Source organism: Streptomyces viridiviolaceus (assembly GCF_014650995.1).
In the GTDB taxonomy this organism is placed as follows: Bacteria; Actinomycetota; Actinomycetes; order Streptomycetales; family Streptomycetaceae; genus Streptomyces; species Streptomyces viridiviolaceus.
On the sequence record NZ_BMWA01000035.1, the window covers coordinates 62,847 to 79,520 of the forward strand.

Sequence of the window (16,674 nt, forward strand, 5' to 3'; positions counted from 1 at the left end):
GGCGATGCAGCCGACGGACGGTACCGCGCCGGCGTCTCCCGGTCCGCTGGTGGTGGCGGCCCTGTCCTGGGCCGACCCCCGCGCCGTGGTCGACCCCCTGTCGGCAGAGGTGACGGCGGACGCCCGGGCCGGCGCGAGCGCCGCCGACCGGTGCGCCCTCGAACACGCGCTGCGGCTCGCCCCGTTGCTGGGCGGGCGGTGCGTGGCGGTGACGGTGGGCCCGGCGGACGCCGACCTGCTGCTCCGCGACGCTCTCGCCGCGGGCGCGGACGAGGTGCTGAGGGTCGACGCCCCGGTGGTCCGGGATCCGGCCGACGACGGTGACACGACCGCCGCGGCCCTGCTCACCGGGCTTGCGCGGGTGTACGGCCGCGCCCCCGACCTGGTCGTGTGCGGTGATCACTCCGCGGGCCGGGGCACCGGCGCCACGCCGGCGTTCCTGGCCGCCCGGATCGGTGCCGCGCAGGCCCTCGGTCTCCTCGGCGTCAGCGCCTGCGACGGTGTCGTACGGGCGCTGCGGCGGCTGGACGGGGGGCGCCGGGAACGCCTGACGGTGCCGCTCCCGGCGGTGTGTTCGGTCGAGCCCACCCTCGCCCTGCGCCGGGGCCCGCTCGCCTCGGTGCTCCGTGCCCAGCGGGCCGAGGTCCCGGTGGTGCCGTGGGAGGAGGCCGCGGGCTCGGCGCGTCCCGGCGTCAGGGCGGGTGCCGCCCGTCCCTACCGGCCGCGGGCGCGCCTCCTGGCCGCTCCCCCGGGCCCCGATGCCCGCGCCAGACTGCGGGAGCTGACCGGCGCGGACGTCCGCCCGGCGGCCCGTCGGGTGGTGTTCCCGGACACCCCGGCCGAGGCCGCCGACCTGCTCATCCGTCACCTCGTGGAACGCGGCTACCTGGAAGGGCCGCCCGGCCCGGGCGACGGCGAGAGTTTCTGACCGGGAGCCGCACGAGCCGTGGAGCGGCCCGCCCGGCAGGTTCCGACAGTGGAAGGCAGGAGAGTGTGAGCAGCAATCACCCGGTCGCGGAGCGCGACGACGAGCCGACGGTCCGTGCTGCGGTCGGGACGAGCGTGCAGGGCGGGTCCGCCCCATGACGCCTGCGAAGCTGAGAGTGAAGGCCGACGGCAGTCTGCGGCGGCTGGCCGAGGGGCGGGTCCTGCTGGGAGGGTCGCCGCTGAGCGTGATGCGCCTGACCGCGCGCGGGGCCCGGCTGCTCGACGAATGGCTGGGCGGCGCACCGGTGTCGGACGTACCGGCGCATCGCCGGCTGGTGCGCGTGCTGACCGACCGGGGCGCGGTCCATCCCGTGCGCGAGGGGACCTCCCGTACGGCACGTGACGTGACCGTCGTCGTCCCCGTCCGGGACGACGCCGAGGGCCTGGCGCGGCTGCTGCCCCGGCTCACGGGGGTCGCGCGGACCGTCGTCGTCGACGACGGTTCCGCCGTTCCCGTGCCGGGGGCTGCCGTGCGCCACGAGTCCGCGCGCGGTCCGGCGGCGGCCCGCAATGCCGGCTGGCGCCTGGCCCGGACCGAGTTCGTGCTGTTCTGCGACGCGGACGTCGTCCCGGAGGACGGCTGGCTGGAACCGCTGCTGCGGCACATGGAGGACGCGGACGTGGCGGCCGTGGCGCCCCGGGTGCTCAGCGTCCCCGGCGCCGGCGCGCTGGCCCGTTACGAGGAGGACCGGCCCTCCCTCGACCTGGGCGGCTGTCCTGCGCCGGTCCGGCCGGGCAGCCGCGTCTCCTACGTGCCCGCGGCGGCCCTGCTGGTGCGCACGTCGGCGCTGCGCCGTCACGGCGGGTTCGACGAGGGCATGAGGTTCGGCGAGGACGTCGACCTCGTGTGGCGGATGGCCGGCGCCGGTGACCGCGTCCGCTACGAGGCCGAGGCCGTCGTACGTCATCGGCCGCGTCCCGACTGGACGGCGTGGGTGCGGCAGCGGTTCGGCTACGGTACGTCCGCCGCGCCGCTCGCCCTGCGGCACGGCAGGGCCGTCGCCCCGGTGCGGATGTCGCCGTGGACGGCGCTGTCCTGGGCGGCGGTGGCGGCGGGGCGTCCCTGGGCGGGAGCGGCCGTCGCGGGCGTCACCGCGAGCCTGCTGCCGCGGAAGCTGGCCGGGTCCGGGGTGCCCGCGGACGAGGCGCTGCGGCTGGCGCTGCTCGGGCACCTGGGTGGAGGCCGGGTCCTCGCGGACGCGGTGACACGTGCGTGGTGGCCCGTGGCGGTGCCCGTGCTGGCCGCGTCACGGCCGGGACGGCTGCTGTTGACGGCGGCGTTCGCACGTCACGTGGACGAGTGGCGCCGTGTCAGGCCCCGTACCGGGCTGCCGCGGTGGTGTCTGATCCGCATCGCGGACGACGCCGCGTACGGCGCCGGTGTCTGGTGGGGGGCGCTGCGCCACCGCACCGTCGCGCCGCTCCTGCCGGACCTCGCGGACTGGCCCCCTCGGGCGGGACGGGCGGCGGCCGGGCGGCACGAGGACTGTTCGGTGGGGTCGGCATGACGCAGGCCGTTCCACGTCGCCTCCGTGACCTCGGGTGGCCCGATCTGGCGGACACGGCGGCCGAGAGCGTGCTGGTCGTCCCCCTGGGGGCGACCGAGCAGCACGGCCCCCACCTCCCCTTCACCGTGGACACGGACATCGCCTCCGCGCTGGCCGAGCAGCTCGCCGCGGCCCGCGCCGACACGGTGCTGGCACCCGCGGTGCCCTATGGCTCCAGCGGCGAGCACGCCGGTTTCGCGGGGACGTTGTCGATCGGCCAGCAGGCCCTGGAGACGCTGGTGGTGGAGCTGGTCCGCTCGGCGGACGCGTTCGACGGAGTGTTCCTGGTGTGCGGGCACGGGGGCAACGCCGCACCACTGGGCCGGGCGCTGCGGCAGCTGCGCGGGGAGGGGCGCCGCACCGGCCTGTGGCTGCCGTCCGGGTTGCCGCACGACAGTCACGCCGGGCTGCTGGAGACGTCCGCGGTGATGTGGCTGCGCGGTGACGTGGTCCGCGCGAACCGCTCGGAGCCGGGTGAGAGCAGGCCGTTGGCACAGCTCATGCCGACGCTGCGGAGCGGCGGGGTGCGGTCGGTCAGCCCCAACGGAGTGCTGGGTGATCCGACGGGGGCCTCGGCCGAGGAGGGCCGGTACGTTCTGGCCACGTGGCTGGTGGGGCTGCTGGCCGCCTTCGACGAGTGGGCCGCGGGGCGTCAGCGCCTGCCCGGCGGATCGGGTCGCGCGACGTAGGCGGCGGCAGGGCGTGCGACAGGCCCGGGGTGTCCGAGGGGATCGGACACCCCGGGCCTTGTGCGGGGCCGCGCGGGTCGCGGTGACGGGGCCGCGAGCGGGCCTCGACGACGGGCCGGGCGGCTCGTCCGGGCACTTCGGCTGGAACGCGGGAAGGCGAGAGGTGACGGACGGGGGAAGTACCGTCACCTCTCGCCGGTCAGGGTCCGAGCGTCACCGCTCGGGTACGAGGACCGTGCCGTCCTGCGGGGTGTGGGTGCCGTCGGCCGCGGGCTGCTGCGGGCGCCTGACCCCGCGGAGCAGGGCCACGGAGACGAGGGCCCCCAGGAGCATCACGCCGCCCGCGGTGACCGCGGCGATGTGGACGCTGTCGGTGAACGCCTCGCGGACCACCCGCAGCAGTGCCGCGCCGAGGTCGGCGGGCAGTTCGCGGGTCGCGGCCAGGGCGCCGCCGAGCGTCTCCTGAGCGGCGTCCTTGGCCTCGCCCGGCAGTCCCGCGGGGGCGTGGTCGGAGACGAAGCCCCGGTAGACGGCCGTGCCGACCGTGCCGAGGATCGCGATGCCGAGCGCACCGCCGAACTCCTGTCCGGTCTGCAGCGTCGCCGACGCGGTGCCGGCGGCCTCCGGCGGGGCGGAGGCGACGACGAGGTCGGTGATGAGGGTGACCACGACCGCGAGCCCGGCGCTGAACAGGATCACCCCGGTGAGCAGGACGGGCAGGCCGTCGTCGGTGGGGAGGCGGAGCAGCACCATGAAGCCGACGAAGGCGAGCACGAAGGCGCCGGCGATCACGTACGCGGGGTGCACCTTGCGGACGAGCGCGGTGGCGACGGGGATGACCAGGACCACGGCGACGGTGCCGGGGATCAGCCACAGCGCGGCCTTGAGGGCGCTGTAGCCGAGGACCAGTTCCAGGTACTGGGTGGTGAAGACCGAGAAGCCGACCATGGCGAAGATGGCGACCAGGTTGACCATGATGGATCCGCTGAACCCGCGGTTGCGGAACAGGGAGATGTCGAGCAGCGCGTGGGGGCTTCGGCGCTGCCTGCCCACGAACAGGGCGCCGAAGACCAGGCCGACCGCGATCGCCGCGACGGGGACCGCCCCGAGTCCGTCCATGGCGAGCTTCTTGATGCCGTAGATGATCGGCAGGACGGCCGCCAGGGACAGCAGACCGCTGAGCGTGTCGAACTTGGACGCGCTGGTGTCGCGGTATTCCGGCAGCAGTTTCGGTGCCACCACGAGCAGCAGCAACATGACCGGGACGTTGATCAGGAAGACGGAGCCCCACCAGAACTGGCTGAGCATCACACCGCTGAGCAGGGGGCCGAGCGCCGTGCCCGCGGACATGCCCGCGGACCAGACGGCGATGGCCGACCGGCGCTGCTTCTCGTCGTGGAACATGTTGCGGATCAGGGCCAGCGTCGAGGGCATGAGGGTCGCCCCGCCGATGCCCTGGACCGCTCGGGCCAGGATGAGCATCTCCGCGCTGGTGGCGTAGGCGGCCATCGCGGAGGAGGCCCCGAAGGCCGCCGCGCCGATGAGCAGCAGCCGGCGGCGTCCGATGCGGTCACCGAGCGAGCCCATGGTGAGCAGCAGCCCGGCGAGGACGAAGGCGTAGATGTCGATGACCCACAGCTGCTGGGCGCTCGTCGGTGCCAGTTCCTGGCTGAGCTGCGGCAGCGCGAAGTACATCACTGTCATGTCCATTGAAACAAGGAGGATCGGCAGCAGCAGCACACCGAGGCCGATCCACTCCTTGCGCCCTGCCAGAGGGCCCTGAGTTCCCGTCATGACCTGAACGGTACAAGCGTCTGACACAATTGTCTAGGACAGTTCTGTAAGACGTTCATGTGAGACAGATCTATCAAGGCGTACGGGTGTCCGAGGTGGTGAATTTTTGGTGATCCTTCTCAGACGCGTGTCTCGCACACACGTGTTGACCTGGGCTAAGGTCGCAGCCATGGGAAACCGAGAAGCACTCCTCGAAGGGGCCAAGCGGTGCCTCTACGAGAAGGGGTACGCGCGCACCACCGCACGAGACCTCGTGCGGGCATCCGGTGTCAGCCTGGCCGCCATCGGCTACCACTTCGGCACCAAGGAGGCGCTCCTCAACGAAGCCCTCATTCAGGCCAGCCAGGAGTGGGGCGACGAACTCGAACGCGTCCTCGCGGCCAACGACGTCGACGAGACCTCCACGCCGATGGAGCGCTTCGAGTCGACCTGGACCCGCATGATCGAACTGTTCGAGACCCACCGTCCGCTGTGGGCCGCCAGCTTCGAGATGATCTCCCAGAGCGAGCACTCGGCCGAGATCCGGCAGTTCTTCTCCGCCAGCCAGGAGCAGGCCCGCCTCGGACTCGTCTCGCTCCTGCACAGCGCCATCCCCAAGGAGTCGGAGCGCTCCGTCGGACTCTTCTACCAGGCACTGCTCACCGGAGTGATGGCCCAGTGGCTGACCGACCCGTCCACCGCTCCCTCGGGCCGCGACCTCGCCGACGCGCTGAAGGCCATCGTGGGCGTGGCCGCCCTGTCCCACGACTGACGCCCCCTCACCGGGGGCCGGCGGCCCCGCCACACACGACGGAGGTCCGGGCGCGCGCAGCACGGCGCGCACCCGGACCTCACCCATGAGCGGACCGGCGAGGCCGGTCAGCTGCCGAGCTTCATCAGCACACCGGCGTCGACCTTCAGCTGCATGCCCGTCACGTAGCGGGACTCCTCGGACGCCAGGTACGTGACCGCGTGCGACACCTCCTCCGGCTCGATCCACGGGACCGGCATGGCGTGGTAGGCCTTGAAGCCCAGCTCCGCGTCCTCGCGGGTCGGGTTCTCCACGTCCGGCCGGAACGTGCGGTACGTCGCGTCGTTCAGCAGCATGTCGGTGTTGCAGTTCGTCGGGTGCACGGCGTTGACCCGCGTACCGACCGGTGCCAGCTGCAGCGCCAGCGTCTCCACGTACTCCACGAGCACCGCCTTGGCGAAGCGGTACGCCGTGCCGCCGGGGCCGGCCGGGCCGCTGTCACCGCGGGCGCCCACCAGACCGGCGACGGAGCCGATCACGATGATCGAGGCTCCCGCCTCGAGGTGCGGGAGCGCGGCGTGCACGGTGTTGACGGCGCCCAGCAGGTTCACGTCGACGGTGTCCGTGAACGCCGCTATCGGGCGCCCCGGGCCGATGGGCAGAATGGAGGCGTTGGCCACCACCACGTCCAGCCGGCCGAGTTCCGCGACGCCCTCGTCGACCGCGCGGCGCAGCGCCTCCCGGTCACGCACGTCCACCTGGCGGGTGACGACCCGTCGCCCGGCCTTCCTGACCAGGCGCGCCGTCTCCTCCAGGTCCTCCGGCGTCGCCATCGGGTACTCGGTGATCTCGATGTCCTCACAGATGTCGAGCGCAATGACGTCGGCGCCTTCCTCGGCAAGCCGTACGGCATGGCTGCGGCCCTGCCCCCGCGCCGCTCCGGTGATGACGACGACCTTGCCTTCCACGCGGCCCATGGGCCCTCCTTGTCGATGCACACATGCTCGGTGCCCACTGGTCTATCACCGACCAAAGCCGCCATCGCTATTCACGCACCCCTTAATACCCACAGAGAAGAAAGCGACCGGACGGACCTCGTCCCGGCCGATTAGTGGTCGACTAGGGGGCGCTAGGGGGACGGGCACTCACCACCGGTGTCCTACGTTGACGTTCGATCCCATGCGTAGGTCTCTATGGCCTCTGCCCGCGTCACGCGAATAATGACGAGCAATGTGGAGTGCGTAAATGGCCGAGTCCGGAAACGTCGTTTCTGACACCGATGGCATCCCGGGTACCGGGGTGGGGGGCACGACCGCTCTCGGACGCAGGCTCGACGCCCTGCCCCGATCCGAGCAGGACCATTTCCTGCTCGACCTGGTGTGCCGCCAGACCCTGGACGTGCTGCGCCGGGCCCGGCCGGAGGCGACGCCCGCGGCGGTCGTACCGAACCGCCCCTTCAAGGAACTCGGTCTCGACTCCATGGCCCTGGTGGAGCTGCAGACGCGGCTGAACGCCGCCGCCGGTCTGGCGCTGCCGCCCACTGCCGGCTTCGACCATCCCACGCCGGAGCGGCTGGCCGCCCACCTGCGCGACGACGTCCTCGGACTGACGCCCGGGGCGGCCGGGACGGCACCGGCGCCGCTCGGCACCGACGAGCCGATCGCCATTGTCGGTATCGGCTGCCGTTACCCCGGAGGCATCGAGTCGCCGGACGAACTGTGGCACGTCGTCGCCGGTGAGCAGCACATCATCACCGATTTCCCGACCGACCGCGGCTGGGATCTGGAATCACTTTTCGACCCCGACCCGGACAATCCCGGTACGGCCTATGTGAACAAGGGCGGTTTTCTTCTCGACGCGGGGCAGTTCGACGCGGAATTCTTCGGAATCGGTCCGCGCGAGGCCACCGCCATGGACCCGCAGCAGCGTCTCGTCCTGGAAACGGTGTGGCAGGCGCTGGAACGGGCCCGCATCAATCCGACGACACTGCGGGGCAGCCGCTGCGGCGTCTTCATCGGAGCCGAGGCGCAGGAATACGGCATGCGCCTGCACGAGGCCCCGGACGGGCTCGACGCGCACCTCATGACCGGCGTGGCACCGAGCGTCATCTCCGGGCGCGTCGCCTACACCCTCGGCCTCGAGGGCCCCACCCTCACGCTCGACACCGCGTGCTCCAGTTCGCTCGTCGCCATGCACCTCGCGGTCCAGTCGCTGCGCCGCGGCGACAGCACCCTCGCTCTCGCCGGCGGCCTGTCCGTCATGGGTGGTCCCGGCACGTTCACCGCCTTCAGCCGGCAGCGCGGCCTCTCCCCCGACGGCGCCTGCAAGGCGTTCGCCGCGGCGGCCGACGGCACCGGATTCGCCGAGGGCGTCGGTGTCTTCGTCATGGAACGGCTCTCCGACGCCCGCCGCAACGGTCACCGCGTGCTGGCGGTCGTCCGGGGCACCGCGATCAACCAGGACGGCGCCAGCAACGGCCTGACCGCCCCCAGCGGACCGGCCCAGCAGCGGGTCATCCGCCAGGCCCTCGCGGACGCCGGTCTGTCCACCTCGGACGTCGACGCCGTGGAGGCGCACGGCACGGGCACGACGCTGGGCGACCCGATCGAGGCCCAGGCCCTCATCGCCACCTACGGGCAGGGCCGCCCGGAGGGGCAGCCCCTGTGCCTCGGCTCGGTGAAGTCGAACATCGGGCACACCCAGGCCGCCGCCGGTGCGGCCGGCGTGATCAAGATGGTCCACGCGATGCGGCACGGCGTCCTGCCGAGGACCCTGCACGTCGACGAACCGACGCCGCACGTCGACTGGACGGCGGGCTCGGTCGAACTCCTCACCGAGGCGAGGGAGTGGCCCGACACCGGTCGCCCGCGCCGCGCGGGCGTGTCGTCCTTCGGCGTGAGCGGCACGAACGCGCACGTCATCATCGAGCAGGCACCGGAGGACGGACACGACTCCGGCTCCGACACCGACCCCGGCTCCCTCGCCGACCACGACGCGGGCTCCGCCTCCGGGGATCCGGCCGCCGACGCGGTGGCCATGGGTCCGGTACCGGTGGTGGTGTCGGCGCGCAGCGAGGCCGCGCTGCGCGCCCAGGCCGACAAGCTGGCGTTTTTCGTCGCGGCGCGCGAGGGGGCGGACTCCCACCTCGACCTGGCCTACTCCCTGGCGACGACCCGGGCGGCCCTGGAGCACCGGGCCGTCTTCCCGGCCGAGGACCACGAGGAACTGCTGCGCGGCCTGCGCGCCGTGGCGGCGGGTGAGAACCCGCCCGGACTGGTCCGCGACTCGCTGCCCTCCGGACGCGTCGCGTTCCTGTTCACCGGGCAGGGCAGCCAGCGCCTCGGCATGGGGCGGGAACTGGTCGAGCGGTTCCCGGTCTTCGCCGACGCCCTCGACGAGGCGATCGGCCACCTCGATCTTCAACTCGACGTCTCCGTCTGGGACGTGCTGTTCGCGGAGGCGGGCAGCCCGGAGGCGGAGTTGCTGGATCGTACGGAGTACACGCAGCCCGCGCTGTTCGCCATCGAGGTCGCCCTGTTCCGACTGCTGGAGTCCTGGGGCGTACGCCCCGACTTCGTCGCCGGACACTCCATCGGCGAACTCGCCGCCGCCCACGCGGCAGGAGTGCTCTCTCTCGAAGACGCCGCCACCCTCGTCGCGGCACGGGGCCGGCTCATGCAGGCCCTGCCCGAGGGCGGGGCCATGATCGCCGTCCAGGCCACCGAGGAGGAGATCCTGCCCCTGCTGACCGACCGAGTCAGCATCGCCGCTCTCAACGGACCCACCTCCGTGGTGATCTCCGGCGACGAGACCGAAGCGCAGGCCATCGCGGACCGGTTCCCGGACCGCAAGACCAAGCGTCTGCGGACCTCCCACGCCTTCCACTCACCACTGATGGAACCCATGCTGAAGGAGTTCGCGCAGATCGCGCGGACACTCAGCCACCAGGCACCCCGCATCCCGGTCATCTCCAACGTCACCGGCGAACCCGTCACCCCGGACGCCGACTACTGGGTCAACCACGCCCGCAATGCCGTCCGCTTCACCGACGCCGTCGAACGCCTGCAGACCGAAGGCGTCACCACGTTCGTCGAGCTCGGCCCCGACGCCGTCCTCACCGCCATGGCCCAGGACACCCTGACCGGCGACGACCTCACCTTCGTACCCGCACTGCGCCGCGACCGCGACGAAACCCGCGAAGTACTCACCGCACTCGCCCACCTCCACACCCGAGGCACCGCCGTCGACTGGGACGCCTTCTACGCCGGCACCGGCGCCCGGCACACCGACCTCCCCACCTACGCCTTCCAGCGCCGTCACTACTGGCTGGAGACGCCCGCCGGCGGCGGCGACGCCGTCGCGCTGGGGCAGGTGGACGCGGCGCACCCGTTGCTGGGTGCCGTGGTCGGTCTCGCGGGCGGCGACGGCCTGGTGCTGACGGGCCGGGTGTCCCTGCGCTCGCACCCCTGGCTCGCCGACCACGCGGTGCTCGGCACCGTCCTGCTGCCGGGAACGGCGTTCGTGGAACTCGCGGTGCGCGCGGGCGACGAGACGGGCTGTGCCCGGGTCGAGGAACTCACGCTGGAGGCACCGCTCGTCCTACCCGAAACCGGTGGCGTCACCCTGCAGGTCGTGGTCGGTGACGCCGACGCCGAGGGACGCCGTTCCGTGGAGTTCTACTCCCACGCCGAGGACGCCGCACCGGCCGCCGTCTCCTGGACGCGTCATGCCTCCGCGGTCGTCGCGCCCGCCGGTGCCGGGGAGGACGCGGCGCCCGGCGCCGGTGTACCGACACTGACGGTGTGGCCGCCCAAGGGCGCCCGGCCCGTCGACATCTCCACCCTCTACGACGACCTGGCCGCCCAGGGGTACGGCTACGGTCCGACGTTCCACGGCCTGCGCGCCGTCTGGCGCCGGGGCCGTGAGGTGTTCGCCGAGGTGACCCTGCCCGAGTCCGCCGTCTCCGACGCGGACGCCTACGGCCTCCACCCGGCACTGCTCGACGCCGTGCTGCACGCGACCGACTTCGCCTCCGAGCAGGCAGCCGCCGACGGCGCCTCGGAGACACGGCTTCCGTTCGCCTTCAGCGGGGTCACGCTCCACTCGGCCGGTGCCCGCTCCGTCCGGGTCCGCATCGCCTCCACCGGGACCGGTGCCAACACCGATTCCGTGTCCCTCGACATCGCCGACCCGACGGGAGCGCCGGTCGCGACCGTCGCGTCCTTCTCCGTACGCCCCGTCAGCCAGGCCCAGTTGTCGTCCGCGCGGGCCGTTCAGCACGACGCGCTGCACCTGCTGCGCTGGGTTCCCCTCACCGGCGCCCCGGGCGGCGCCGGTGCCGGTCCGTCGGCCGACACGCGGTGGGCGGTGCTGGGCGACGACCCGTTCGGGCTGTGCGCCGCGCTTCCCGGTTCCGCGGAGCGCTACGAGAGCGCGGCGGCCCTGTCCGAGGCCGTGGAGTCCGGCACCGCCGCGGCACCCGACCTGGCCGTCGTACAGCTCGCCCCGGCCGGGGAGCTGCCCGGCGCCGCCCACGATGCCACCCTGGCCGCCCTGGACGTGGTTCAGCGCTGGCTGCGTGACGGACGGCTGGCCGACTCCCGGCTCGTCGTCGTGACACGCGGCGCCGTGGCCCCCCAGCCGGACGGCCGCGGAGTCGCGGCGCCGGAGACCCCGGGGCAGGAGCTGCCCGACCTGGCGAGCGCACCCGCGTGGGGTCTGGTCCGGTCCGCGCAGGCCGAGCACCCCGACCGGCTGCTCCTGGTCGACATCGACGAGAGCCCCGACGCGGCCCGGGGATTCGCCGCCGCGGTGGCGGTGGCCTGCGCGGCCGGCGAACCCGAGGTCGCGCTGCGCGGCGACCAGCGCCTCGTCACCCGGATCGCCCCCGCGCCGGTCCGGGAGGCGCAGGGCGACGACCGCGACTCGCACGACGGGACGGAGGCCGGCGACCGCGGCCCCTGGAACCCGGACGGCACGGTCCTGATCACCGGTGGCACCGGCGGCCTCGGCGCACTCGTCGCCCGCCACCTGGTGCACCGGCACGGCGTACGGCACCTGCTCCTGACCAGCCGACGCGGGCCCGGCGCCCCGGGTGCCGATGAACTCCGGACGGAACTCGAGGCCCAGGGCGCGCGGGTGACCGTCGCCGCCTGCGACGTCTCCGACCGCGACGCCCTGGCCGGCCTGCTCGCCGGGATCCCTGGTGAGCGGCCCCTCACCGCCGTCGTCCACACCGCGGGCGTTCTCGCCGACGGACTCGTGGACTCCCTCACGCCCGAAGCGGTCGACGCCGTCCTGTCCCCCAAGGCGGACGCCGCCTGGCACCTCCACGAGCTGACCCAGGGCCTCGAGCTGACCGCCTTCGTGCTCTTCTCTTCCGCCGCCGGTGTGATCGACGGTGCGGGGCAGGGCAACTACGCGGCAGGCAACGTCTTCCTGGACGCTCTCGCCGTCCGGCGAACCGCCTCCGGACTGCCGGCCACATCGCTGGCCTGGGGATTGTGGGCCGGCAGCGAGGGCATGGGCGCGAACCTCGACGACGCGGCGCTCCAGCGCATCAAGCGCCTGGGCATGCCCCCGCTGAACGCGGAGGAGAACCTCTCGCTCCTCGACGAGGCCCTCCTCTCCGGTCACCCGGCGGTCCTGCCGGTACGGATCGACCGGCGGGCCCTGCGCTCCCGCGCCGACGGCGTCCCCGCCGTGCTGCGCGGCCTGGCCCCGGCACCGGTACGCCGTACGGCCGCCACCGGCTCGGGCCCCGTGTCCGTCGGGCTCACCCTTGCCCACAAGCTGTCGGGGCTGTCGCGGAACGAGCGCGAACGCGCGCTGCTCGGACTCGTCCGTGCCCAGGTCGCGGCGGTTCTCGGACACGACGGCGCCGACGCCGTCGACCCTCGCCGCGCATTCAGCGACATCGGCTTCGACTCCCTCGCCGCGGTCGAGCTGCGCAACCGACTCAACTCGGCGACCGGTCTGCGGCTGCCCGCGACACTCACCTTCGACTATCCGACGTCCAACGCCCTGGCCGCGTTCATCGGCACCGAGATCGTGAGCGTCGAGGGGGCTGATTCCGAGCCGGACGAGCCGCAGGACACACCGGCCCCGCTCCGCGACGACGAGCCGATCGCGATCGTGGGCATGGCCTGCCGCTACCCCGGCGGCGTGAACTCCCCCGAGGACCTGTGGCGCCTGGTCGCCGAAGGCACCGACGCCGTCACCGACTTCCCCACCGACCGGGGCTGGGACCTCGGCAACCTCTACGACCCCGAGCCCGGAACCCCCGGCAAGACCTACTCCCGGGAAGGCGGGTTCCTGCACGACGCCGCCCGGTTCGACCCCGACCTGTTCGGCATCTCGCCACGCGAGGCCTCCGCCATGGACCCGCAGCAGCGCCTGCTGCTGGAGACGTCCTGGGAGACCATTGAACGGGCCGGCATCGACCCCCTGTCGCTCAAGGGCAGCCGGACCGGCGTCTTCGCCGGCGTCATGTACCACGACTGGGCCACCCGCCTGAGCGAGGTGCCGGAGGACATCGCCGGCTACATCGGCAACGGCAGCCTCGCGAGCGTGGCGTCCGGCCGGGTCTCCTACGCCCTGGGTCTTGAGGGCCCGGCGGTGACGGTGGACACGGCGTGCTCGTCGTCGCTGGTCGCCCTGCACTGGGCCATGCAGGCCCTGCGCCGAGGGGAGTGCTCTCTGGCCCTGGCCGGCGGTGTGACCGTCATGGCCACGCCGGAGACGTTCGTGGACTTCAGCCGCCAGCGGGGACTGGCCATGGACGGCCGGTGCAAGTCCTTCGCCGCCACGGCCGACGGCACCGGCTGGGGCGAGGGCGTGGGCATGCTCCTCGTCGAGCGTCTGTCGGACGCGCGCCGCAACGGCCACCCGGTCCTCGCGGTGGTCCGGGGCAGCGCGATCAACCAGGACGGCGCGAGCAACGGCCTCACCGCCCCCAACGGCCCCTCGCAGCAGCGCGTCATCCGCCAGGCCCTCACCGACGCCCGACTGACCACCGTCGACATCGACGCCGTCGAAGCCCACGGCACCGGCACCACCCTCGGCGACCCCATCGAAGCCCAGGCCCTCATCAACACCTACGGCCAGGAACGCGAGGACGACAGCCCTCTCTGGCTCGGCTCCATCAAGTCGAACATCGGGCACACCCAGGCCGCCGCAGGCGTCGCCGGCGTCATCAAGATGGTCCAGGCCATGCACCACGGCGTACTGCCCCCGACCCTCCACGTCGACCAGCCCTCACCCCAGATCGACTGGACCGCAGGAGCGGTAGAACTCCTCACGGAGACACGGGAGTGGCCTGACACGGGCCGCCCGCGCCGTGCGGGTGTGTCGTCGTTCGGTATCAGCGGCACCAACGCCCACGTCATCCTGGAACAGGCCCCCACCGCGGAGCAGCCCGAAGAGCCGTCCGGGGAAGCGCCGCTGCGGTCGCTGCCGGCTGTGCCGTGGGTGGTGTCCGGCAAGACGGCCCAGACCCTGCACGCCCAGGCCGAACGCCTCCTCGGGTACGCGAATGAAGCCGACCGGTCTCTCCTCGACACCGGATACTCCCTCGCGACGACGCGCGCGGCGCTGGAGCATCGGGCGGTCGTCCTCGCCGCCGGCCTGGACGAGGCCCGGGCCGGACTCACCGCCCTGACGACTGGGGAAACGGCAGCCAACGTCGTACGCGGCACCACCTCCACCGGTGCGACCGCGTTCCTGTTCACCGGACAAGGCAGCCAGCGCCTCGGCATGGGACGCGACCTCTACGCCGCCTTCCCCGCCTTCGCCACCGCCTTCGACACCATCGCCGACGCACTGGACCAGCACCTGACCGTCCCGCTGCGCACCGTGATCTGGGACAGCGACGACAGCACGCTGCTGGACCGTACGGAGTACACGCAGCCCGCGCTGTTCGCCATCGAGGTCGCCCTGTTCCGGCTGCTGGAGTCCTGGGGCATACGCCCCGACTTCGTCGCCGGACACTCCATCGGCGAACTCGCCGCCGCCCACACCGCAGGAGTGCTCACCCTCGAAGACGCCGCCACCCTCGTCGCGGCACGCGGCCGGCTCATGCAGGCCCTGCCCGAAGGCGGCACCATGATCGCCCTCCAGGCCACCGAGGAGGAGATCCTGCCCCTGCTGACCGACCAGGTCAGCATCGCCGCCCTCAACGGACCCATGTCCGTGGTGATCTCGGGCGACGAGACCGAGGCACAGGCCATCGCGGACAGGTTCCCAGACCGCAAGACCAAACGACTGCGGACCTCCCACGCCTTCCACTCACCACTGATGGAACCCATGCTGGAAGAGTTCGCGCAGATCGCGCGGACACTCAGCCACCAGACACCCCGCATCCCAGTCATCTCCAACGTCACCGGCGAACCCGTCACCCCCGACGCCGACTACTGGGTCAACCACGCCCGCCAGGCCGTCCGCTTCACCGACGCCGTCGAACGCCTGCAGACCGAAGGCGTCACCACGTTCGTCGAGCTCGGCCCCGACGCCGTCCTCACCGCCATGGCCCAGGACACCCTGACCGGCGACGACCTCACCTTCGCAGCAACCCTGCGCCGCGACCGCGACGAGACCCGCGAAACACTCACCGCACTCGCCCACCTCCACACCCGAGGCACCGCCGTCGACTGGGACGCCTTCTACGCCGGCACCGGCGCCCGGCACACCCCCCTCCCCACCTACGCCTTCCGGCACCGCCACTACTGGATCGAGGCGACTCCCGGCGAAGGTGATGTCTCGCTCGTGGGTCTGGAGTCGGTGGGTCACCCGCTGCTCGGCGCCGTCGTCGTCTCCCCCGACGGCGACGGCGTCGTCCTCACCGGTCGGCTCTCCCTGCAGGGACAGACCTGGATCGCCGACCACGACGTACTCGGCACAGTCCTGCTCCCCGGCACCGCCTTCTTGGAGCTGGCGATCCAGGCCGGTGACCACGTCGGCTGCGGGAGCGTCGAGGAGTTGGTCCTCGAAGCGCCCTTGGTACTTCCCGCCAGTGGTGGTGTCGCCCTTCAGGTACTCGTCGGAGGTGCCGACCGTTCGGGCTTCCGCTCGGTGAGCGTCTACTCCCGTCCGGCGGAGGGTCAGTCCCTGGACGCCGTATGGACCCGGCACGCCACCGGAACGCTCGCCGCCCGCGCCACCCAGCCCGGCTTCGACCTCGCCCAATGGCCGCCACGGGACGCCGAGCCCCTGCCCGTCGAAGGCGGTTACCAGCGGCTGCTGGAGCGCGGCTACGCCTACGGCCCCCTCTTCCAGGGCCTCAAGGCCGCCTGGCGACGCGGCGACGAGATCTTCGCCGAAGTCACCCTCCCGGAAGACGCCCACGCAGACGCCGGCCGCTTCGGCATCCACCCCGCCCTCCTCGACGCAGCCATGCACGCCGAGCTGCTGGTGGACGACGGCACGGAGAGCGGAGAGACGGTCCTGCCCTTCTCCTGGAACGGCGTGACGCTCCACGCCGTGGGCGCGTCGTCGCTGCGGGTCCGCATCCTGCGCATACGCGGCGACGAAGAGTCGGCCATGTGGATGGCGGACACCTCAGGTCGGCCGGTGCTGACGGTCGGCTCACTGATGTCACGCCCCGTCTCGTCCGAGCAGTTGAACGCCGGACGCGGCCGTCTCGACGACTCGTTGTTCCGCCTGGAGTGGCAGTCGGTCCCGGCGTCAGGTGTCGGCGAGCCGGCTCCCGTGCTGGTGACGCTGGAGGACCTGTCCTCTTCAGGAGGCGAGGTACCGGAGAACGTCCTGCTGGCCGTGGAACCGTCGGTGGGCGACGTGCCCGCGGGTGTCCGTACGGCCCTGCACGCGACACTTGATGCCGTACAGACGTGGTTGGAGGACGAGCGGTTCGCCCAGTCGCGGCTGGTCGTCACGACCCGGGGCGCGGTGTCCGTGGACGGCCGTGACGTGG

7 protein-coding genes are annotated in these 16,674 nt (G+C 72.7%); 5 read left to right on the forward strand and 2 right to left on the reverse strand.

The features are described 5' to 3' along the window. Positions 1 to 4: 4 nt before the first annotated feature. The 3 genes from IE260_RS35925 (at position 5) to mftE (ending at position 3,223) form a co-directional block, all read left to right on the forward strand. The gene (locus IE260_RS35925) at positions 5 to 928 is read left to right on the forward strand and encodes a mycofactocin-associated electron transfer flavoprotein beta subunit (protein ID WP_189879750.1); all 924 of its coding nucleotides are present in this window, start codon (positions 5 to 7) and stop codon (positions 926 to 928) included. Positions 929 to 1,082: 154 nt separating this feature from the next. Continuing rightward, the gene (gene mftF / locus IE260_RS35930) at positions 1,083 to 2,495 is read left to right on the forward strand and encodes a mycofactocin biosynthesis glycosyltransferase MftF (RefSeq protein ID WP_189879752.1); all 1,413 of its coding nucleotides are present in this window, start codon (positions 1,083 to 1,085) and stop codon (positions 2,493 to 2,495) included. After that, positions 2,492 to 3,223: a mycofactocin biosynthesis peptidyl-dipeptidase MftE gene (mftE, locus tag IE260_RS35935; protein WP_189879754.1), complete on the forward strand. Its 732-nt coding sequence runs from the start codon at positions 2,492 to 2,494 to the stop codon at positions 3,221 to 3,223. The genes mftF and mftE overlap by 4 nt, the downstream gene beginning before the upstream one ends. Before the next feature lie 213 nt (positions 3,224 to 3,436). Here mftE and IE260_RS35940 read toward each other — a convergent pair whose 3' ends face one another. Next, on the reverse strand, positions 3,437 to 5,017 hold the full coding sequence (locus tag IE260_RS35940) for an MFS transporter (RefSeq protein ID WP_189879756.1): 1,581 nt from the start codon (positions 5,015 to 5,017) through the stop codon (positions 3,437 to 3,439). Positions 5,018 to 5,186: 169 nt separating this feature from the next. On the opposite strand from IE260_RS35940, the gene IE260_RS35945 reads away from it, so the two are divergent. Beyond that, positions 5,187 to 5,768 carry a TetR/AcrR family transcriptional regulator gene (locus IE260_RS35945; protein WP_189879758.1) on the forward strand — a complete coding sequence of 194 codons (582 nt, stop codon included), beginning with the start codon at positions 5,187 to 5,189 and terminating at the stop codon, positions 5,766 to 5,768. Between the two features lie 107 nt (positions 5,769 to 5,875). Here IE260_RS35945 and IE260_RS35950 read toward each other — a convergent pair whose 3' ends face one another. Then, positions 5,876 to 6,724: a mycofactocin-coupled SDR family oxidoreductase gene (locus IE260_RS35950; RefSeq protein ID WP_189879760.1), complete on the reverse strand. Its 849-nt coding sequence runs from the start codon at positions 6,722 to 6,724 to the stop codon at positions 5,876 to 5,878. Positions 6,725 to 6,992: 268 nt separating this feature from the next. On the opposite strand from IE260_RS35950, the gene IE260_RS35955 reads away from it, so the two are divergent. Next, the coding region (locus IE260_RS35955) for a type I polyketide synthase (protein ID WP_189879762.1) at positions 6,993 to 16,674 on the forward strand (9,682 nt) is incomplete at its 3' end.